At 39.9% G+C, this 21,662-nt stretch carries 20 protein-coding genes and 1 other annotated feature; of the genes, 17 read left to right on the top strand and 3 right to left on the bottom strand.

All coding sequences use genetic code 11. From position 1 onward, the window contains the following. Window positions 1–12: 12 nt before the first annotated feature. On the bottom strand, window positions 13–1,353 hold the full coding sequence (locus IHV09_RS16555; RefSeq protein WP_197264985.1) for a cytochrome ubiquinol oxidase subunit I: 1,341 nt from the start codon (window positions 1,351–1,353) through the stop codon (window positions 13–15). 147 nt (window positions 1,354–1,500) lie between these two features. Between IHV09_RS16555 and IHV09_RS16550 the strand changes: the two genes are divergently transcribed. Both IHV09_RS16550 and IHV09_RS16545 read left to right on the top strand, forming a co-directional pair. Then, entirely contained in the window at window positions 1,501–2,103 is a 603-nt protein-coding gene (locus tag IHV09_RS16550) for a TVP38/TMEM64 family protein (RefSeq protein ID WP_197189555.1), read from the top strand. A 382-nt stretch (window positions 2,104–2,485) separates the two neighbouring features. Further along, complete coding sequence (locus tag IHV09_RS16545; protein WP_197264984.1) at window positions 2,486–2,980, top strand: dUTP diphosphatase; 495 nt, start codon at window positions 2,486–2,488, stop codon at window positions 2,978–2,980. A 43-nt stretch (window positions 2,981–3,023) separates the two neighbouring features. Here the strand turns inward: IHV09_RS16545 and sspI are convergent, their stop codons facing one another. Further along, complete coding sequence (gene sspI, locus IHV09_RS16540; protein WP_066396708.1) at window positions 3,024–3,230, bottom strand: small acid-soluble spore protein SspI; 207 nt, start codon at window positions 3,228–3,230, stop codon at window positions 3,024–3,026. Window positions 3,231–3,335: 105 nt separating this feature from the next. On the opposite strand from sspI, the gene IHV09_RS16535 reads away from it, so the two are divergent. The 3 genes from IHV09_RS16535 (at window position 3,336) to pheT (ending at window position 7,908) form a co-directional block, all read left to right on the top strand. Then, window positions 3,336–4,103 carry a TrmH family RNA methyltransferase gene (locus IHV09_RS16535; protein WP_197264983.1) on the top strand — a complete coding sequence of 256 codons (768 nt, stop codon included), beginning with the start codon at window positions 3,336–3,338 and terminating at the stop codon, window positions 4,101–4,103. 66 nt (window positions 4,104–4,169) lie between these two features. Next, window positions 4,170–4,391, top strand: a binding site (T-box leader). A gap of 40 nt (window positions 4,392–4,431) precedes the next feature. Beyond that, window positions 4,432–5,466 carry a phenylalanine--tRNA ligase subunit alpha gene (gene pheS, locus IHV09_RS16530; RefSeq protein ID WP_197131483.1) on the top strand — a complete coding sequence of 345 codons (1,035 nt, stop codon included), beginning with the start codon at window positions 4,432–4,434 and terminating at the stop codon, window positions 5,464–5,466. A gap of 18 nt (window positions 5,467–5,484) precedes the next feature. Further along, the gene (gene pheT / locus IHV09_RS16525; protein WP_197264982.1) at window positions 5,485–7,908 is read left to right on the top strand and encodes a phenylalanine--tRNA ligase subunit beta; all 2,424 of its coding nucleotides are present in this window, start codon (window positions 5,485–5,487) and stop codon (window positions 7,906–7,908) included. A gap of 245 nt (window positions 7,909–8,153) precedes the next feature. On the opposite strand, the gene rnhC is transcribed toward pheT, so the two are convergent. After that, window positions 8,154–9,098: a ribonuclease HIII gene (gene rnhC / locus IHV09_RS16520; protein ID WP_197264981.1), complete on the bottom strand. Its 945-nt coding sequence runs from the start codon at window positions 9,096–9,098 to the stop codon at window positions 8,154–8,156. Window positions 9,099–9,254: 156 nt separating this feature from the next. Here rnhC and zapA point away from each other — a divergent pair, with 156 nt between their 5' ends. The 12 genes from zapA (at window position 9,255) to trxA (ending at window position 21,593) form a co-directional block, all read left to right on the top strand. Further along, window positions 9,255–9,518: a cell division protein ZapA gene (zapA, locus tag IHV09_RS16515; protein ID WP_144698705.1), complete on the top strand. Its 264-nt coding sequence runs from the start codon at window positions 9,255–9,257 to the stop codon at window positions 9,516–9,518. 1 nt (window position 9,519) lies between these two features. Next, a complete protein-coding gene (locus IHV09_RS16510; protein ID WP_197189551.1) occupies window positions 9,520–10,056 on the top strand; it encodes a CvpA family protein in 537 nt (178 codons plus the stop codon). Window positions 10,057–10,346: 290 nt separating this feature from the next. Next, window positions 10,347–12,068 carry a DNA polymerase/3'-5' exonuclease PolX gene (gene polX, locus IHV09_RS16505; RefSeq protein WP_197132115.1) on the top strand — a complete coding sequence of 574 codons (1,722 nt, stop codon included), beginning with the start codon at window positions 10,347–10,349 and terminating at the stop codon, window positions 12,066–12,068. Window positions 12,069–12,093: 25 nt separating this feature from the next. Beyond that, on the top strand, window positions 12,094–14,451 hold the full coding sequence (locus IHV09_RS16500; protein WP_197131473.1) for an endonuclease MutS2: 2,358 nt from the start codon (window positions 12,094–12,096) through the stop codon (window positions 14,449–14,451). Between the two features lie 43 nt (window positions 14,452–14,494). Beyond that, window positions 14,495–14,899 carry a DUF350 domain-containing protein gene (locus tag IHV09_RS16495; RefSeq protein WP_197131471.1) on the top strand — a complete coding sequence of 135 codons (405 nt, stop codon included), beginning with the start codon at window positions 14,495–14,497 and terminating at the stop codon, window positions 14,897–14,899. A 535-nt stretch (window positions 14,900–15,434) separates the two neighbouring features. Further along, window positions 15,435–17,126, top strand: coding sequence for a long-chain-fatty-acid--CoA ligase (locus IHV09_RS16490; protein WP_197131469.1), 1,692 nt, complete (start codon window positions 15,435–15,437; stop codon window positions 17,124–17,126). Window positions 17,127–17,330: 204 nt separating this feature from the next. Then, entirely contained in the window at window positions 17,331–17,933 is a 603-nt protein-coding gene (locus IHV09_RS16485) for a TetR/AcrR family transcriptional regulator (protein WP_197131467.1), read from the top strand. A gap of 26 nt (window positions 17,934–17,959) precedes the next feature. Next, window positions 17,960–18,733: an enoyl-CoA hydratase gene (locus tag IHV09_RS16480; RefSeq protein WP_197131465.1), complete on the top strand. Its 774-nt coding sequence runs from the start codon at window positions 17,960–17,962 to the stop codon at window positions 18,731–18,733. A gap of 14 nt (window positions 18,734–18,747) precedes the next feature. Next, window positions 18,748–19,518, top strand: a complete 771-nt coding sequence (locus tag IHV09_RS16475; RefSeq protein WP_197131463.1) for an electron transfer flavoprotein subunit beta/FixA family protein — start codon at window positions 18,748–18,750, stop codon at window positions 19,516–19,518. A 12-nt stretch (window positions 19,519–19,530) separates the two neighbouring features. Further along, on the top strand, window positions 19,531–20,502 hold the full coding sequence (locus IHV09_RS16470) for an electron transfer flavoprotein subunit alpha/FixB family protein (RefSeq protein WP_197189547.1): 972 nt from the start codon (window positions 19,531–19,533) through the stop codon (window positions 20,500–20,502). 68 nt (window positions 20,503–20,570) lie between these two features. Next, window positions 20,571–21,167 (top strand): histidine phosphatase family protein, encoded by a 597-nt coding sequence (locus IHV09_RS16465; protein ID WP_231618364.1) that lies wholly within the window; start codon window positions 20,571–20,573, stop codon window positions 21,165–21,167. Between the two features lie 114 nt (window positions 21,168–21,281). Further along, window positions 21,282–21,593: a thioredoxin gene (gene trxA / locus IHV09_RS16460; RefSeq protein WP_137788705.1), complete on the top strand. Its 312-nt coding sequence runs from the start codon at window positions 21,282–21,284 to the stop codon at window positions 21,591–21,593. The last annotated feature ends 69 nt before the right edge of the window (window positions 21,594–21,662 follow it).

The following is a 21,662-nucleotide window of genomic DNA, read 5'->3' as shown; positions in this document are numbered from 1 at the left end:
CATTCCTCCTTTCTAACTCTGAAGTTTTTCCATATCTTTTGAAACAGGGTTTCGTTTGAAATAAGCTGTTAAAATTAAAACGGTTAACACGCTGAGTAGCGCATATAGACCTAAAAATAACAGGAAGAGCACGCCAAGGTCTTCATTCTTAGTCGCAGCTTCCGCTGTCGTCTGAACGCGATAGATGGTCCATGGTTGTCTTCCGCTACAGCTGAAAACCCACCCGAACTCAATGCCGAGCATAGAAAGTGGTCCGGATAAAACAAGAGACCATAACAGCCACTTTGGAAAAGGTTTTCCTCTTCTTTTTACGAAGAACCACCAGTAGGCTAAAGCCACTGCTGCAAGACCTAATAAAAGTGTTCCGATCCCGACCATTAAGTTAAAGAGCGTGTGTACATAAAAAGGTGGCCATGTTTCCCGAGGAAATTCGTACAGTCCTTTCACTTCTGTATCAAACTTGCCGGCAGCAAGCCAGCTAAGAGCCCAAGGTATCTCGATCCCGTACTTCACTTCCTCAGTCTTAGGATCTGTATAACCACCTATTGCGAGTGGTGCATATCTTTGAGTCTCAAACAGACCTTCTGCAGCAGCTAGTTTTTCAGGAGAATGCTGATGCAAAATTTGGGCGGAATGATGCCCAGAAACCGCAGAGACAAAGCTCATCAAAAGAGCGACGGTAAGAGACATGAACAACCCTTTCAAGTGATAAGATCGTTCACGTTCAGGTCGCTTCTTTAAAAGTTTAAATGCTGCTACAGAAGCAACGGCAAAAGCGCCGGTCATATAAGCGGTTATGGCAACATGAAAGGAAGAGGATAGAAAGCTAGGATTGAAGAAAGCATCCCAAGGGGAGACATCATAGATCGTCCCATCTGGTTTGATCTTAAATCCATCCGGTGTATTCATCCACGTATTAACGGCTGAAATTAAGATGGCTGACGCAACAGCTCCAAGTGCAACAAAGAATACTGAGATCAACCGGAAATATCTCGGTAACCTGTCAGCCGCATATACGTAAATAGACATGAATAAGGCTTCTAAGAAGAAAGCGAAGATCTCGATCTGAAAGGGAAGGGAAATAACCTTTCCTACAATTTCCATAAATCCAGGCCAGAGCAATGATAATTGAACACCGACAATCGTTCCTGATGGAATGGCAACACCCAATAAAACGGCAAACGCCTTTGTCCAACGCTTAGCCATAATAGCGTAATCGTTGTCACCTTTAACTTGATGTATGATTTCTGCGATGACGATCATCAAAGGAAGACCAACACCAAGGGTTGCAAAAATAATATGAAAACCTAGCGATGTTCCAAAGAATGCTCTCGCGAGTACAACTGTATCCATGATGGACTCCTCCTAAAAAACTAAGAACTATGTAAGCAAACAATCTATCTTTAAGGTGTCAAAAAGAAGTATGGTTTATGCATACGAACATTCTGTCATATAGAGCTCGTCTTCTGTCATATGCTGACTTAAAGGGGGGATGAGTGCGTGTTAGACAATAGTAGTGTGTTCATCGAGGTGCTCAAGTTCAGTGGAATCTTTGCCCCTTTATTGTTCATTCTTCTTCAAGCGTTTCGACAGTTCTTCTTTCTACCGGTAGGGCTGATCTGTCTTACAGGAGGAATCTTGTTTGGTGCAGTTGCCGGCGCATTCTATTCAGTCATAGGGATCACGCTCTCGAGTGTTCTTTTTTACTGGGGAATGAAAAGTATGCCGAAGCTTATGAAAAAAGTAAAAAAACTGCAGAAAAAGTGGATTGGTAAACGAATGCCGTTCTCGGTAGGTCAGATTGCTATTTTAAAAATGATACCCTTTATGCATTTTCATCTGTTGAGTCTATGCTTGATCGAGATCTCGTCAAATTTCAAAGAGTATACAAAAGCTAGTATCATATCAAACGTTCCGATCGCTATTTTCTATTCTTCGTTCGGATCGGTATTACTTTCTCTCTCGCTCGTTACTTCTGCAGCTATCATTGTCGCGTTATCTGTATTGTTTTATTTATTGAGAAGAAAAGAATGGGTGATTAAATGGAGTGAGTTCTTTGAGGAAGAGAGAGAAGATCAGCAAAAACAACGCATGCCTGCATAAGGTGTGCTTTTTTATTAGAAATTTTTTTGCATAAGATGGAGCTCTTTGAGTGGTTGATTTCCACTCCATGTTGCTCGCTTCGGGGCGAACGGTGAGCCACATTTGTACTCTTAAGAGTTTTCTTGCTCCTGCGCCTACACGTTAATGCTTAGTAGAAAATTTTCCTCGTCGCATGCCTTACAAGAAGTATCTCAAGTAGTTGGCACTCACCTTCCGCTCCAACCAACTTGCAAATGAAGTTATTTAATAAAATCAAAGCACCAATCTTAACAGGCCTTTCTCAATATGGAATCCTTTGTATTAAGAACAACTAAAAATTCATCCTCGAATGTAGGGCTAGTTAACGTTATAATAGCTTAGGTATGAAAGGCAGGGATGGACCATGAAAATTAAAGAACTCTTTTCGATGCAGAACGAATTAAATATGCGCATAGTAAAAGAACATAAACTTGATAACTCATCATTATTTGAACAAAGAAGATTAGCATTTCTTGTTGAGCTAGGTGAACTAGCGAATGAAACAAGATGCTTTAAATATTGGAGTAAACGTCCTGCTTCTGAAAAAGAAGTAATTTTAGAAGAATATGTAGACGGACTACATTTTGTCTTATCAATAGGATTAGATTTGGGCTTTAAAGAGGTAGAGATAACCACTGAGGTTGATCTTGGCGAGAAAATGGACAAGATAGATATCAATACTTTATTTTTAACTCTATATCAATCGGGGTCTAAATCTTTATTAAACGAAGAATTCCAATCGTTTTTTGACACATTTTTAGGGCTCGGTGTGAAGTTCGGCTTTTCTTTTGAAGAGATCGAAGAAGCTTACTTTGCAAAGAATAGAGTAAATCATGAACGTCAAGATACTGGCTATTAATAAAATAATTAACATTAAACAAAAAAACCCGGGAATCCGGGTTTTACTTCAAGCCGTCTGAAAGGGTGTTTAAAATTTCTTCCTTCTTTTGCTGATCAGAGTTTTTCCAGATTACTTCAAAAAGAACACCAAGACCAGGAAGCATTTTTTCTTCTCCACTCTCGATAGCATCTACGATCGTATCTTGTAACTGCTCTTTATTATTGCCAGTAACGTTATGCAATACAGCTTTTCTTAAGTCTAGATTCATGGATATGCACCTCTATTAATTTTTTCTTTTTTTATTGTGTACGATTTGAGTATGTTTTATGAGAAAAAAGTAAAATATTTATGATTTAAAGGAGAACACTTGAAAATGAAGCACATTGAATCAGAATCCAACGCTTCCTTGAAGCAATGGAAAAAACTTCATACCAAAAAGGAACGTGAAAAATCCGGGACCTTTTTACTTGAAGGTCCACATCTTATAGAAGAAGCAATCGCGTCTGGTGCAAAACTTCAACATGTGATCGTTGAAGAAAATTTTGAAATCAACGAGACGTGGTTAAAGGAAAAATTCAGCCTATGGTCTGTTACGGCGAAATTAATGAAACAGCTTTCTGAAACGGAAAAACCTCAAGGGATCATTGCCGTTTGTGAAATGATGGATCAATCTGAAGAACTCATTAAAAACGGAGGACGCTACCTTTTAATCGACGGTGTTCAAGACCCTGGAAATCTTGGTACTATTATTCGAACAGCTGATAGCGCGGGCCTCGATGGTGTATTCTTAGGTGAAGGTACAGCGGATCTTTATAATGGTAAAACCGTTCGATCAACACAAGGATCGTTGTTTCATCTACCGATCGTGAAAGCGAACCTTCTGGAGATAATTGAGCAATGTAAGGAACATGATTTACCGGTATTATCTACTTCCCTTCAAAACGCTGTAGATATGCGAGAATTGGCTGAAGTGGATGGCTTTGCCTTAATCATGGGCAATGAAGGCGCAGGTGTGCAGGAGATCCTTCAGCAGGAATCAACATTGAATGTGAAGATCCCGATCTTCGGCAGTGCTGAGTCTCTGAACGTTTCTGTAGCAACAGGTATCCTTTTGTATGAATTGCAGCGAAATCGCATGTAATTTGTGACATAGCGTTGCAATTATAGAATTTTTTCATATATAATGAAAAAGATGAATGGAATAGTGTCAAAAACGAAGATGGAGAAAAGTAGATAATGATTCCGCCAAAAAGGGAGGAAATGTCCTGGACTGTGAGCATTTCTTTGGTAGGTGTTATTGAATTCACTCCTGAGTTGTCACCTGAAACGTTAAGTAGGGCTGACCGGTGAAGAGCCGTTATTAAAATGAAGTGAACAGTGTATTTTTCATTGTTAAATTGGGTGGTACCGCGAACTCCTCGTCCCTTATTGGATGAGGAGTTTTTATATTTTTAAGGAGGGGTTGCACGGTGAAAGACCGTTTAGAAGCTCTAAAAGTAGAAGCGATCGGCCAGATCAAAGAAGCCCAGGATCTAAAAGATCTGCAAGCTGTTAAGGTAGCTTATTTAGGAAAGAAAGGACCCATTACTGAAGTATTAAAAGGGATGGGGAAATTGTCTGCTGAAGAAAGACCTGTTGTTGGTGCTTATGCTAACGAAGTTCGTGACAGCATCCAGCAGGAATTAGATAAAAAACAGGCAGAGCTTGAAAATGCAGCAATTGCTGAAAAGCTTTCAAAAGAAACGATTGATGTTTCATTACCAGGAAGACCTGTAAAGAAAGGAAATCCCCATCCTTTAACAGCTGTTGTTACGGAGATTGAAGATCTTTTCTTGAGCATGGGCTTTACAATCGCTGAAGGTCCTGAAGTCGAAACAGATTATTACAATTTTGAAGCGTTAAACTTGCCAAAAGGACACCCTGCGCGTGATATGCAGGACTCTTTCTTTATTACAGAAGATATCCTTCTTCGTACACAAACTTCACCTGTTCAAGCACGTACGATGGAAAAACATGAAGGAGAAGGCCCTGTGAAAATCATTTCTCCTGGTAAGGTTTACAGAAGAGATAATGATGATGCTACACACTCGCATCAGTTCATGCAGATTGAAGGGCTAGTTGTTGACCAAAATGTTCGTTTAAGTGATTTAAAAGGTGTACTTGAAACGTTCGCTAAAAAAATGTTTGGTGAAGATCGTAAAATTCGTCTTCGTCCAAGTTTCTTCCCTTTTACAGAACCATCTGTCGAAATGGATATCTCTTGCTTTAAGTGCAGTGGAAAAGGCTGTTCGATCTGTAAACAAACAGGTTGGATTGAAATATTAGGAGCAGGAATGGTTCATCCGAACGTGCTTGAGATGGCAGGGTTCGATTCAAAGAAATACACAGGTTTTGCATTTGGTATGGGACCTGAGCGTATCGCGATGCTCAAATATGGAATTGATGATATTCGTCATTTCTATGCGAACGATATCCGGTTTTTAAAACAATTCAAAAATGCATAACTTGAGGAGGGGAATTATATGCTAATCTCTTATAACTGGCTAAAAGAATATGTAAACGTAGAAATCTCACCGTCTGAACTCGCAGATAAGATAACAAAAAGCGGTATTGAAGTTGAGATGGTCGAGTCACTAAACAAAGGAATCAGTGGAGTAGTTGTTGGATATGTTGAAGAATGCATCCAGCACCCTAACGCTGACAAGCTGAGAGTTTGTAAAGTAGATGTGGGTCAAGGAGAAGTCTCACAGATCGTTTGCGGTGCACCAAACGTAGCTCAAGGGCAAAAGGTTGCTGTTGCTGTACCTGGTGCCGTGCTTCCGGGTAACTTTAAAATAAAAAAAGCAAAACTTCGCGGTGAAGAATCTCACGGAATGATTTGTTCACTTACAGAGTTAGGTGTAGATACAAAATTAGTACCAAAAGAATATTCAACAGGAATCTTTGTGATGCCATCTGATGCAGAGCCAGGAAGCGATGCTTTAGAATACTTAAATCTCAATGACCATGTGTTGGAACTTGGACTGACACCAAACCGTGCTGACTGTCTGAACGTGATCGGTGTAGCGAATGAAGTAGCTGCGATTTTAGAACAAGAAGTGAAACTTCCAAACACATCGATCACTACGACAGAAGAAAAAGCAGAGGATTTTATTTCTGTTCATATCGAGTCGCTTGAAGACAATCCATATTACGGAGCGATGATCATCCGTGATGTTAAAATTGGTCCTTCTCCGCTTTGGATGCAGAATCGACTGATGGCATCTGGCATTCGTCCGATCAATAACATTGTTGATATCACAAACTACGTACTTCTTGAGTATGGTCAGCCACTACACGCATTTGACTATAACCGATTAGGTTCAAAAGAGATTGTGATCCGTCGTGCAGCAGAAGGTGAACACATTCAAACGCTTGACGATCAAGATCGTAAGCTTAAAGAATCTCATCTAGTAATCACAAATGGTAAAGATCCAATTGCAGTAGCAGGTGTTATGGGCGGGGCTACGAGTGAAGTTCAATCTGACACAACAAACGTACTTTTAGAAGCAGCTTATTTCACTTCAGGTCGTGTAAGAGCAGCTTCTAAAGACCTTGGTTTACGCAGTGAAGCAAGTTCGAGATATGAAAAAGGCATCGATCGTAACCGAGTATACGCTGCAGCAATGAGAGCGGCTAGCCTTATGGCAGATCTTGCTGGTGGTCAAGTTGCTGAAGGAATCGTTGAAGCAGGTAAGCGTGAAGTCAACTCTTACAGCGTGAAGATGGATGTTTCTAGAATGAATAATCTTTTAGGGACAGAGATCACATCAGAACAGACAGCATCGATCTTTAATCGTTTAGGTTTTGCATATAAAGAGTCGGACGGACAGTTCGAAGTAAACGTTCCTTCACGAAGACCAGACATAACGATTGAAGCGGACTTAATTGAGGAAGTAGGACGTATCTACGGATATGATCGCATCCCAACTACGTATCTTTTATCAGAAGCGCGTCCTGGTGGACTAACGAAGAATCAGGCACTACGCCGTAATATCAGAACGTATCTAGAAGGAGCTGGACTATATCAAGCTGTAACTTACGCATTGACTACTCCGGCAAAGTCTACTCATTTTTCGTTTAGTGATGAGAAGGTATATCCGATCTCTGTTGCACATCCGATGAGTGAAGAACGCAGTACGTTAAGAATGAGCTTATTGCCACAGCTTCTTGAAGTGCTTCAATACAACAGAAATCGCTCGATGGAAGATCTCGCTATTTATGAGATGGGATCTGTCTTCATCAATCGCCAAGAGGTACTAACGGATCTTCCAGAAGAGTATGTATTCGTTTCAGGCGCTGTTACAGGTGTATTTAACGAGCATCTATGGCAAGGAGAGAGAAAGACTGTTGATTTTTATGTGTTAAAAGGAATTCTAGAAGGTCTCATGGGTGAATTGAACCTATCTGAACGAATCACGTATGAAGCTGGAGAAATAGAAAACATGCATCCAGGAAGAACGGCGATCGTGAAACTCGATGGTATTTCTGTAGGGTTTGTAGGTCAACTTCACCCAGCTCTTCAAAAAGAGTTGGATGTAAAAGATACGTACGTGTTCGAGTTGAACGCAACAAGTCTTTTAGACAAAGAAACAGATCAGATGGTTTATCAAACATTGCCGCGTTATCCATCTATTACACGAGATATCGCTCTTGTTGTAGATCAACAACTTCCAGCAGGAGACTTGACAACTGTGATTCAAGCTGCAGGTGGAGAGCTGTTAAAAGAAGTGAATCTTTTTGATCTGTATGAAGGAGAAAAGATGGAAGAAGGCAAGAAATCACTTGCATTCTCACTGAAATATTTTGATCCAGAACGAACGTTAACAGATGAAGAAGTAGTAACGGCGCATAACCGCGTATTAAAGAGCTTAGAAGAACGCTTCGGCGCTCAGCTAAGAAAATAATTGTTGAAGAAGCTGGTTCATCGAGAGATGGCCAGTTTTTTTGTCTTTATTATTAGGCTGTTTTTGCATATTTTGCTGTTCTTGAAAATGGTGTCAATGCGAACTGGACACTTTTATGTGAAAAGGGATCATTTTTATGTGATGGACTTCATTTTTTATGTGATTATAACTTTTTAGTAACCAATAGCGGATGCTCGTTCTGCGAAAAAGAGGATGATTCCTTATGAATTCATCCTCTCCGCTCCTTAAATCTTCTTTTTACGTAATAATTTTAGCGCTTTTTGAGTATTTGCAAAATGCTTCTTTGTTGCGGTATCAAATACAGTCTCTCCATATTTTTCTACCAGCTCAGCCGCCTTCACATCCACGTGAGGACCTGCCCCTTTTGGAATAACGGTATTAAATCGGTGCCCTAACTTATCCATTTCCTTTAAAAAGCTATATCTGGCCAAGATTGAAGCAGCAGCAACAGAAAGATGAATCGATTCGCCTTTTGTGGCAAAATAAAGACCTTCTTTTAAGAGATTCTTCTCTCTTGTTAAGTAGTTAAAGTAAACACCAGGTTCACAAAACTGATCGACTAATATACCTTCGATCTCTTCACCTTCAATTTTTGCTTTTACATTTTGCAGAGCTCGGTTATGAAGGATAGCCTTAATCTTACCTTGAGTCATACCTTTTTGCTGAAGTTCGTTATACTTTTCATTATTCAGTACGAGAAGTGAGTATGGAACGGTATGAATCAGTTCCTTTGCAATCTGAATGATCTGTTTGTCATTTAAGTGCTTAGAATCTTTCACCCCGAGTTCTTTTACAAGTTCTAGATTTTCCCGAGAAACATAAGCCGCAGCAACAGTCATCGGACCAAAATAATCTCCTGTTCCAACTTCGTCACTTCCGATCATCGACAATTCTGCAGCGTTCTGTGGTGGGGCATACTGATGAGGCGGTTTAACTGTTTTGGTTTTCTCTTTTGGAATAGCAACTTCACCCGAATATTTTTGAGAAGCAGCTTCTGCTCCCTTTCCTTGGAACAGGACTTTGCCTGATTGGTAAGCTGTAACTGTGCAATCTGAGAGTTTTGCAGAAAAAACAGCTCCAGGTGGCGTCTTAGCTGATAGAACGGAAGTGAGTTCTTTTTTCATCTTAAGTATTTCTGCATTTGTCATTTTTTTAACAACGTGAGACATAATAGTGATCCTCCTAAAAATGAAGAGATTTCCAAATATATCAAAAAAACGCTACAATAGAACAGAAATATTTTCAACTATGAACGATATTTGATAAGATAAAGATTAGAGTATTCATTAAATGAATGATCCTTTGTATGTTAAGGAGGTTATTTTGTGGCGGAAGAGAAAAAGAAAAACCGTACGACGGTCGAAATCTATGGACAACGATATGTAATTGCAGGGACCGAATCCTCCAGCCACATTCATTTAGTAGCTGATAAAGTAGACTTGAAAATGAGAGAGATTCAATCTCATAACCGGTTTCTCGACACGAAACAACTAGCTGTACTTACAGCAGTAAATACAATGAACGAATATTTAAAGATTAAAGAAGAGCTGAAAAAATTGCAACAGCGAATTGGAAAAGAGGAAAGTTAGTATGTTGGATTTAATTTTAATTATCGTATTAGCAGGTGGATTTTTAATCGGTTTAAAAAGAGGCTTCATCATGCAGCTTGTTCATTTGATCGGATTCATAGCAGCGTATATCGTTGCTTATCTTTATTATGATGAACTTGCGCCAAAGCTAGAGTTGTGGATTCCATACCCTTCTTCAAATGATAGTTCTGTTTCCTTTTTAATGAACAGCATATCACTTGAACAAGCTTATTATAATGCAATAGCCTTTGCGATTCTGTTCTTCGCAACCAAGATTATCCTACAGATTTTAGGGTCTATGCTCGATTTTCTTGCAAACTTACCGATCCTTCACACGTTCAACAGATGGCTCGGTGGTTTATTAGGTTTTGTAGAAGTCTATTTGATCGTGTTTATTTTATTGTATATCGCAACATTAGTTCCAATTGAGGCATTTCAAGCTCATTATGAAAATTCATGGATCGCACAGGGAATGGTCAAAAACACCCCCGTATTTTCTGAGTCCGTAAAGGAAATGTGGATGAAACATATGGCATAACTTCTCCCAAAGCGGAGAAGTTTTTTTCTTTGCAGTTTATACTCAGTTGTTCTTGAAAGTGGTTGTTTTCCGCTTCAGGTTGCATGCTTTCCGCGGGGCAGGCGGTGAGCCACATTCGTACGCTTCCCGTATAAGTGTCTCACCTGCCCGCCTGTCCCGCAGGAGTCAGCAACCTTACGCTACAATCAACTTTGGTCGATGAAGCAAGAGTGTAAAGTGCTATAGGGATAATAACACAAATTATTAAAGCCATTATCATACTAGCATGACAATGAAATAGAGGTGAGCTCATTATGGTAAATAAAAAAGAGGTAGTACGTGCACTTGAACAGATTGCTTTGTACCTTGAGATCTTAGGAGAGAACTCGTTTAAAGTTTCTGCATATCGTAAAGCAGCGAACGCTCTTGAGAGTGATGAGCGAACGATGGAAGAGATCGGGGATGTCTCAAAACTAAAAGGAATAGGCAAAGGTACAGCTGCTGTAATTATTGAAATGATTGATAAGGGTGAGTCGGATCTTTTAGGTGAACTACAGGAAAAAGTTCCGTCTGAATTGATTACACTGCTGCAAGTTCCAAATCTCGGAGGTAAGAAAATCGCTAAACTTTATTCCGAGTTAGGTGTAACGAATATTGAATCTCTAAAAGATGCATGTGAAAATGGTAAAGTAAGAGAATTGGCAGGGTTCGGCGCTAAAACGGAAGAGAAGATCTTAGCATCCTTAAAAGATCTTGGGAAAAGACCAGAGAGGCTTCCTATTGCCTATATGCTGCCAATCGCAGAGAAAATAGAATCTCAGTTAAAAAGAATGAAAAGTATTGAGAAATACTCTAGAGCAGGAAGTCTAAGACGATACCGTGAAACGATCAAAGACTTGGATTTTATTATTTCAAGTGAACATCCGAATGAAGTAAAAGAGCAACTATTGAAACTTGATGGGGTTATCGATGTGATTGCGAGCGGAGATACGAAGGTTTCCCTCGTACTAGATGAAAAGCTTTCTGTATCCGTAGATTTTCGTATTGTCCAACCCTCTCAGTTTGCTACTACACTGCATCATTTTACAGGCTCGATGGAGCATAACGTTAAAATGCGTCAGCTCGCAAAAGCAAGAGGCGAAAAGATCAGTGAATATGGTGTAGAAAATGTAGAGACAGGTGAAATTCTTACGTTTGAAACGGAACAGGATTTCTATGCTCATTTCTCGTTAAGTTGGATTCCGCCTGAAGCGAGAGAGACTGGTGAAGAAATAGAGTTATTTAAGGATGGTCATGACCTTATTCAGTTATCTGATATAAAAGGCGATCTTCATCTGCATTCTACTTGGAGCGATGGGGCGTTCTCGATCGAAGAAATGGCTGAAGAAGCACGAAGTAAAGGCTATGAATATATGGCGATTACGGATCATTCTCAATATTTAAGAGTAGCGAACGGTCTAACTCCAGAGAGAGTACGTATGCAACGGCAAGAGATTAATAAGTTAAATAAAAAGTATACAGATTTTAAGATACTCGCTGGAATCGAGATGGATATTCTCCCAGATGGTACACTTGATTATAATGATGAATTGTTAGAGGAAATGGATTTTGTTATTGCAAGCATCCATTCTGCGTTTTCTCAAGATCAAAGCAAAATCATGGATCGTTTAAAGACAGCGTTAACACATAAGAAAGTTGATCTGATCGCCCACCCAACAGGGCGTTTGATCGGACGCAGAGAAGGTTATGACGTGGATGTTGAAACACTGCTGCAGCTTGCTTATGAAACAGGTACCGCTGTTGAGTTGAATGCGAATCCGAATCGTCTTGATCTTGCTCCACACTGGTTAAGGAAAGCTCAGGATCTTGGGGTTAAGATAGCGATTAATACAGATGCACATTATAAAGACACGATGAAACATATGGAGATTGGAGCAGCGGTTGCCCGAAAAGGTTACATTCAAAAAAGCAATGTGTTAAACACAATGACTTTAAAAGAACTCAAAACCTATTTAAACCGTAGAAAGCTCTAGATCCTATGATCAGGGGGAAGAATATATGCAAGAAAAAATGCTACGTGTTTTAGAACTAAGAAAAGTGATAGACCGTCTAAAAAAGCATGCAAGCTGCTCACTTGGACTAAATAAAATAGATTCTTTAATGCCGTTTACAGCTCTTGAAGAAGTAAACGAAGCTCAAGATGCTACAGATGAAGGGGTAAAAGTTCTCCGATTAAAAGGACAAGTTCCATTCGGCGGGATCTTTGATGTTTCATCAAATGTTAAGCGATCAAAGATTGGCAGTCTCCTAAACGAAGAAGATTTAATGGACATCGCTTCAACTCTTTATGGTGGTAGACGCTTTAAGCGGTTTATCGAAGGCTTGGTTGAGGATGGAATTGAACTGCGTATTCTTAAGAATGCAGCAGAAAACATCATTCCTCTTCATGAGCTAGAACAAGAAATTAAAAGCTGTATCGATGACAACGGACATATGATGGATAGCGCTAGCCCTGAACTTCGTGCGATTCGTCAGCAGTTGCGTACGTATGAAACACGCGTAAGAGAAAAACTGGAATCAATCGTTAGATCATCCAGTTATCAAAAAATGTTGTCTGACTCGATTATCACGATTCGTAACGACCGATTCGTTATTCCTGTTAAACAAGAGTACAGAGGTAATTTTGGCGGAATGGTCCATGATCAATCAGCGAGTGGAGCAACTTTGTTCATTGAACCTCAATCTGTTATGACAGTTAACAATCAAGTGAAAGAAGCTAAAGCGAAAGAGGCTCGTGAGATCGAGAAGATATTAAGAGAACTAACTGCTGGAGTAGCAGAACATGCTGATGATATTCTGTTGAACGTAGATATTTTAGCAGAGATGGATTTTATTCTAGCAAAAGCTAGGTTTGCCAATGAGCTAAAATGTACGCGTCCGATTATGAATGACAAAGGATTTATATCACTGAATAGCGGCAGGCATCCTCTGCTCGATCAAGAAACGGTTGTTCCAACGAGTGTGATGTTAGGTGGTGAGTATCAATCACTCGTTATAACAGGTCCGAATACAGGTGGTAAAACAGTTACCCTAAAAACGATCGGACTGCTTACTCTTATGGCACAATGTGGCCTGCAGATACCTGCTGGAGAAGAATCAGAAATGGCTGTCTTTAAGAATATCTATGCTGACATTGGTGATGAACAGTCTATTGAACAATCATTGAGTACATTCTCTTCACATATGGTTAACATCGTAGACATCTTAAACAAGATCGATTTCGAATCACTCGTTCTCTTTGATGAACTAGGAGCAGGAACTGATCCTCAAGAAGGGGCTGCCCTTGCTATTTCGATTCTAGACTTCGTTTTTGCGCGGGGAGCACGTGTCGTAGCTACAACCCATTATAGTGAGTTAAAAGCATATGCATACAACCGACCTGGTGTTATGAACGCATCTGTAGAATTTGATGTGCAGACGTTAAGACCTACATATCGATTATTAGTGGGAGTGCCAGGCCGAAGCAATGCGTTTGAGATCTCTAAAAGACTCGGACTCCGTCAAGATATCATTGATTCAGCTCGTTCTCAGATCAGTGAAGATGAGAACAAGATTGATAATATGATAAAGTCTCTAGAAGATAATCGTAAAAACGCAGAAAAAGAGATGGAAGAAGCAGAGAACCAAAGAAAAGAAGCAGAGTCTATTAAGGGTGATCTAGAAAGAGAACTCGAACTGTTTCAGAATGAAAAAGATCGATTGTATGAAAAAGCGAAGCAGGAAGCGGAACAAGCAATTGAAAAAGCACGTGAAACGGCAGAAGAGATCATCCATGAGATTCGTGAACTTCAAAAATCTGGAGGACAGATTAAAGAACATAAACTGATCGAAGCAAAAAAGAGATTAGAAGAAGCTGTTCCGAAATCAAAAGCAAAAAACAAGAAGCAAAAAGCAGTATCTACAAAGGAAGAGTATGTTCCAGGTGACGAGGTAAGAGTACTTACTGTAGGTCAAAAAGGACATATTGTTGAAAAAGTAAGCAACAACGAATACCAAGTTCAGATTGGAATTCTAAAGATGAATGTATCTGAAAAAGATTTAGAGTGGGTAAAACAAAGTAAACCGAAACCTGAACCGCGTTCATTCGTAAAAGTATCTGGAAACTCTGATTCTTCTCGTCCTGAACTTGACCTAAGAGGAAAAAGGTATGAAGATGCGATGCTAGAGGTGGATCGATATCTAGATGAAGCACTTCTAGCTGGTTTTAACCAAGTATATATCATACATGGTAAAGGGACAGGTGCACTTAGAAAAGGTGTTCAAGAGCTGTTGAAAACGCATCGTAATGTTAAATCCACTCGTATGGGTGCAGCTGGTGAAGGCGGAGGCGGAGTAACAGTCGCTGTATTGAAATAGTATAGTGAATTAAACCAAGCCGTTTACAAAGGGGTATTGTTGAATGGATTTTATGAGTAACGCTTTTATTAGAACAGCAGCAAACTATAGCGTTGTCGTGCTATGTTTAGTCGTTTTTTTGGCTGTGTTTGAACTGGTTACGCGTTATAAAAACTGGGTCGAGATCAAGAAAGGAAACTTTTCCGTTGCTATGGCAACAGGGGGCAAGATTTTCGGTATCGCGAACATCTTTCGTTACTCGATCGCTCAAAATGATTCCATACTTATGATGATAATGTGGAGTGCCTATGGGTTCATTCTGCTCTTGATCGGTTATTTTATTTTTGAATTCTTAACCCCAAAGTTTCAGATCGATAAAGAGATTGAGAACGATAACCGAGCAGTTGGTTTCATATCAATGATCATCTCAATTGGTTTATCATTTGTAATCGGTGAAGGAATCGAATAGCTGAAGGGAAAAGATATGGAAACGTTATTTAAAGTGTTGTTTGTGTTAAGCGGAGTATTCATTGCGGCAGGACTTATCTACTTATTCTTCTTTGCGTAAGTCTCAAAACCAGTTCTCGATTCGGAGAACTGGTTTTTTGTTTTCCTTAAGACTGTTCTGTAATTGTTATTAATCTTTAATGATTGTTTTACTTAGTATTACTTAAAAGATGTTACTTTTATTGTTTCTGATTTCTTCTGTGCAGGTTGATTGGAGCGCAAGGTTGCCGACTCCTGCGGGACAGGTGGGCAGGTGAGACACTTATACGTGAAACGTACGAATGTGGCTCACCGCCTGCCCCGCGGAAAGCGAGCAACCTGGAGCGGAAATCAATTACAATCGAGAGCATCATTGAATATGCTCAAAAACTATTTTTAGAACCGTATTATTGAATTATTTATAATTTTTAAAAAAGTATATAAAATTGTATACGTTTTCAATATAATAGGAATAAAGATATAGAAATTTTGAAGGAAGGCGTGAATTAAAGGAGGAGATGCAAGTGGAAAGACGGTGGCTCAACAGTTACCCTAGTGAGATTCCGGGACATCTTGATTACGACAGCAAACCTTTATTCGCGTATTTAGAATCAGCAGCAGAAGAAAAAACAGATAAAACTGCTGTACACTTTTTAGGAAAGACATTAACATTCGGTGAGCTTCATGAATGCAGTTTACGCTTTGCGCATGCTCTAACAACGCTTGGTGTAAAAAAAGGTGATCGTGTTGCCATCATGCTGCCTAACTGCCCGCAGGCAGTCATCGCCTATTATGGCACCCTTTTTATAGGGGGAATTGTTGTGCAGACGAATCCTCTTTACACAGAGAGGGAGCTACGCCATCAATTATCGGACAGCGGGGCAAAAGTCATTGTAGGATTAGATCTTTTGTTTGGCAGGATTTCAGCCGTTCGTGGGGATACGAACATTGAACACATTATCATGACATCTGTGAAGGATTATCTGCCTTTCCCTAAAAATTTGATCTATCCATTTATTCAAAAGAGGCAGAATCCAACAGTAGTCGTTGATATTACGTACAATCATGAAGTTCATTCGTTTCGAGATCTGCAGAAACGCTCTCAACCAGTAAAGCCACAAGTAGAGGTTGATCCTGATGAGGATCTCGCACTGCTGCAATATACTGGAGGTACTACAGGGCCAGCAAAAGGTGTGATGCTGACTCACAAAAATCTAGTCACGAATGCGTTGCAGTGCAATACATGGATGTATAAAAATAGGGAAGGTAAAGAAAAGATACTCGGCGCTCTGCCTTTCTTCCATGTTTACGGGATGACCTGTGTTATGAATCTTGGCATCATCACGAGAGCAGAGATGATCATTCTGCCGAGGTTTGATCCAGTGCAAGTTTTGAAGACGATTCATAAGGAACGACCAACACTATTTCCTGGCGCTCCGACTATGTACATCGCACTTCTGAACCATCCAGATCTGAAGAAATACGATCTTTCCTCCATACAAGCATGTATAAGCGGATCGGCTGCTCTTCCGCTTGAAGTGCAACAAAAATTCCAGGAAGTCATCTCAGGTTCATTAGTTGAAGGGTATGGACTTACGGAGGCTTCACCCGTTACACATGCGAACCTCATTTATGGCGATCAGGTAAGAGGGAGTATAGGATTGCCTTGGCCGAACACAGAAGCAGCAATCATCTCAGCTGAAACAGGCGAATGGGCGGAGCCGGGTGAGATTGGAGAGTTAGCTGTAAGAGGACCTCAAGTAATGAAAGGGTACTGGAACCAACCTGAAGAAACCGCATCTGTATTCAGAGAAGATTGGTTGATTACGGGAGATATGGGTTATATGGATGAAAAAGGTTACTTTTATATCGTGGATCGGAAAAAAGACTTGATCATCGCAGGAGGATTTAATATTTATCCTCGTGAAGTAGAAGAAGTTTTATATGAACACGAAAAAGTAAAAGAAGCTGTAGTAGTCGGTGTGCCTGATGCATACAGAGGAGAAACAGTTAAAGCTTTTGTTGTGTTAAAGGAAGGAGCAGAATGTACGGAAGAAGAGTTAAATAAATTCTGCCGAGAACATCTTGCATCCTTTAAAGTGCCTAGGCTCTATGAGTTTAGACAAGAGCTGCCAAAGACGATGGTTGGTAAGATCTTAAGAAGAGTTCTTTTGGAAGAAGAACGTGAAAAAGCAAAGCAAAGTTCGTGAAAGCTGCCATCTGGCGGCTTTTTCTATGCAAAAGTGTCACCAAACAAGGAATGAAATACGTAAGATTTAAGTTAGACTTGTAAAATGTATATAAAAAATGACATAATGAAATTGACAGAAAAGAAAGATTTGTTTTACAATTATGAATGAACAATCATTCATTTTTGAAAAGATGATTGTGTAATACAAAAAGAGGCGATAGAAATGAAGCGTAAAGGTCCAAAATACGAAAAAATCATTGATGCAGCTGTAAATGTGATCGCAGAACACGGCTATCATCAATCCCAAGTTTCAAAGATAGCGAAAGAAGCAGGTGTCGCTGACGGCACCATCTATCTATATTTTAAAAATAAAGAAGATCTGCTTGTTTCTGTTTTTAATGAGAAGATGGGGACCTTTATCGAAAAAACAGAAAACGAGCTGAAAAGTAATGATTCAGCGATTGAGAAGCTTAGAATTCTTGTTGAGATGCATTTTAAGCAATTGACTGCTGATTTTGAACTATCAATCGTAACACAGCTAGAACTAAGGCAGACAAACAGGCAGCTTCGTGCGAAGATCGGAGAAGTATTAAAGAGGTACTTAGATTTAATCGACTCGATCTTGAAGGATGGTATGCAGGAAGGCGTTTTTGTTAAAAACATGGATTACAGATTGGCTCGTCAGATGATCTTCGGAACAATTGACGAAACAGCAACAAACTGGGTAATGAACGATCATCGATATGATCTTCCTGCTCTTGCTGGCCCGGTTCATCAGATGCTTGTAAACGGTCTTTCCGTTCGCTCTGTACATCCAGATGATTGATATTCAAAAAAGGAGGGAATGCAAAGTTGGAATTCTTACAAATTGAAAAACAAAATAAAGTGGCAACGATCAAACTTAATCGTGCGCCAGCTAATGCTTTATCAACAGGAGTTATTGAAGAAATCGATAAAGCTTTAGATCAGATCGAAAATGATAACTCTGTTAAAGCAGTTGTTATTTTAGGAGAAGGACGCTTCTTTTCCGCTGGAGCAGACATCAAAGAGTTTACAGAAGTTCCTGATGAAAAAGGTTTTGCGGAGCTTGGGAAAAAAGGACAAGATGTTTTTAGCCGAATCGAACAATTTTCAAAACCAGTAATTGCAGCGATTCATGGAGCTGCGCTTGGTGGTGGACTAGAACTTGCGATGAGCTGCCACGTAAGGCTTGTGGCTGAAGATGCGAAACTTGGTCTTCCTGAGCTAACACTAGGGCTAGTTCCGGGATTTGCTGGAACTCAAAGACTGCCACAGCTTGTAGGTGTACCTAAAGCTTGCGAGATGCTTCTTTCAAGTAAGCCGATCTCCGGAGTAGATGCTGTCACATTTGGTTTAGCAAACAGTTCTTATCCTACAGAAGAGCTTTTTGAAAAGGCTTACAAAATGGCTGAAGAATTTTCTATGAAGAGTGCTGTTTCTATTAAGTACACTTTAGAGTTGTTGCATTATGCGAGACATGGACTCTATGAAAAAGGTGCAGAGAAAGAAAGAGAACTGTTTGGGAAAGCTTTTAAAAGCTTTGACGGACAAGAAGGAATCTCGGCATTTATTGAAAAAAGAAAGCCTGAATTTCAGGACCGATAACTAGGAGGGTAACCATGAACATTTATGTAATTTTAAAACGTACTTTTGATACAGAGGAAAAAATTTCTGTTTCAAACAACAAGATTTCTGAAGACAGTGCAGAATTCATTATTAATCCATATGACGAATATGCGATTGAAGAAGCGATTACATTAAAAGATGCTCACGGCGGTACGGTTACGGTTGTAACGGTTGGAGACGAAGATTCTGAAAAAGAGCTTCGTACTGCACTAGCTATGGGAGCAGATCAAGCGGTTCTTATTTCGAACGAAGACTTGGACAGCCAAGATCAATTCACGACTTCGTCGGTTTTGGCAGCTTACTTTAAAGATAAAGAATACGACATTATTCTAGGCGGAAACGTTGCGATTGATAACGGGACTGGTCAAGTTGGACCGCGTCTTGCAGAATTATTAGATATTCCACACGTAACAACCATCACAAAGATTGAAGTGAACGGTTCGACTGTAAACATCGAACGCGATGTTGAAGGAGATCTTGAGAAGATTGAGACATCTCTTCCATTATTGGTGACTGCACAACAAGGATTGAATGAGCCACGATATCCTTCGTTACCAGGGATCATGAAAGCAAAGAAGAAGCCTCTTGAAACGTTGGAGTTAGATGATCTTGATATTGATGAAGACGACGTAGAAGCGAAAACAAAAACGGTAGAAGTATATCTTCCACCAAAAAAGGAAGCTGGAAAAATCCTATCAGGTGAAACTCCAGACCAAGTAAAAGAACTTGTATCTCTGTTAAGAAATGAAGCGAAGGTAATATAAGGAGGAGTCATCATGGCAAAAAAAGTATTAGTACTTGCAGAATCCCGTGACGGTGCGTTACGTAATGTTTCATTTGAAGCAATTGCAGCAGCAAAAGAAATTTCTGGCGGCGGAGAAGTGTTCGCAGTATTATGTGGTGACTCTGTTCAGTCGTTAGCAGCAGAATTAATTCACTATGGAGCTGATCGTGTACTCACAGCGGAACATGAGAAGCTAGCGAACTATACTCCAGATGGTTATTTCCAAACGTTAAAGCAGATTATCGATGATGAAAGCCCTGAAGCAATCGTGTTCGGACACACATCGTTAGGAAAAGACCTTTCTCCGAGACTTGCAGCTCGTCTCGAATCTGGACTGATTTCAGATGTTACAGGACTTGAACAAGCTGGTGAGAACACGGTGTTTACTCGCCCTGTATATTCAGGAAAAGCCTTTGAAAAGAAATTAATCTCAGATGGTCTAGTATTCGTTACGATTCGTCCGAATAACATCGCACCATTAGAGAAAGATGAATCTCGCTCTGGTGATGTAACATCTGTATCTGTTGACATCAAAGACTTAAGAACGATTGTTAAAGAAGTAGTTCGTAAAGCATCTACAGGCGTAGATCTAGCAGAAGCAAAGATCATCGTTGCCGGCGGTCGCGGTGTGAAATCTGAAGATGGCTTCAAACCTCTTCAAGAACTTGCAGATGTACTTGGAGCAGCTGTAGGAGCCTCTCGTGGTGCGTGTGATGCTGATTATTGTGATTATTCATTACAGATCGGTCAAACCGGTAAAGTTGTAACGCCTGATCTGTATATCGCTTGTGGAATTTCGGGAGCTATTCAGCATCTAGCTGGGATGTCCAACTCTAAAGTAATCGTTGCGATCAACAAAGATCCCGAAGCTAGCATCTTCTCGGTAGCAGACTATGGAATCGTTGGTGACCTGTTTGAAGTCGTTCCTTTATTAACGGAAGAGTTTAAAAAAGTGTTAGTATAATAGAATGTAAATGAATGAAAACGTCCGTTTTTCTGGACGTTTTTTCAATTTGAGAACGGGGAAGGTGTATGATGACTACGATTGCATTCATTCGTCACGGTGAAACGGATTGGAACATTGAAAGAAGAGCTCAAGGCTGTAAGGATATCCCGCTTAATGACAACGGGAAGTATCAAGCTGAACGTTTAGCGGAACGGTTTGTGGATGAAAAATGGGATGCTATATATGCCAGTCCATTACTCAGAGCATATAAAACTGCTGAGGCTATCAGCGGAATAACCGGTCTAAACGTGTTGGCTGATGATAGACTTCGCGAGATCTCATTCGGTGAGACAGAAGGAACCACTGAGAGCGAACGAGTCGAACGCTGGGGAGAAAATTGGATGGAACTTGATCTAGGTAGAGAATCAAATGAAGATGCCGATACTAGATGGAAAGCAGCCCTAAGCGATATTGTTCAAAAGCATAAGGGCGAGAAAGTTCTGGTCATAACTCATGGAGCATTACTTGTAAGGATCTTCAAAGAGCTTCTGCAAGACGATACTGATCGCTGGTACGGACTTAACAATACGTCTTTTTCTATTTTTAACCTAAAAGCAGAAAACGCTTGGACTTGTGAATTATTCAACTGTCAGAGACATCTAGAAAAGAGTGCTACAATCTAACGTTTGTCGAATAAAAAACTTGGGTACCATAAAGTTGAGCAAACTATTAGCAACTGTTACATTTGTGGGATATACTTTGTTTACACTTTGTTATTTAAAAGGAGGGCCAAATAAATGGCTATTGTTAATGCATCAGATCAAACATTTAATACAGAAACGAACGAAGGTTTAGTACTTGCTGACTTTTGGGCACCATGGTGCGGACCTTGTAAAATGATCGCTCCTGTTCTTGAAGAAGTAGATCAAGAAATGGAAGAAGTAAAAGTAGTTAAGCTTGATGTTGATGAAAACCAAGAAACAGCTGGAAAATTCGGTGTTATGAGTATTCCAACCCTACTTGTATTCAAAGACGGTCAAGTGGTAGATCAAGTTGTCGGTTTCCAACCGAAAGAAGCATTAGTTGAACTATTGAACAAACATAAATAAGGTTTATCCAAAAAAGCCCGTTGCTCGGGCTTTTTTTTGTGCATTTTACAAACTGTTCAATATTTTCTA

The organism is Fictibacillus sp. 23RED33 (assembly GCF_015903925.1).
Taxonomy (GTDB): domain Bacteria; phylum Bacillota; class Bacilli; order Bacillales; family Fictibacillaceae; genus Fictibacillus; species Fictibacillus phosphorivorans.
This window is presented reverse-complemented; position numbering and strand designations above follow the sequence as displayed.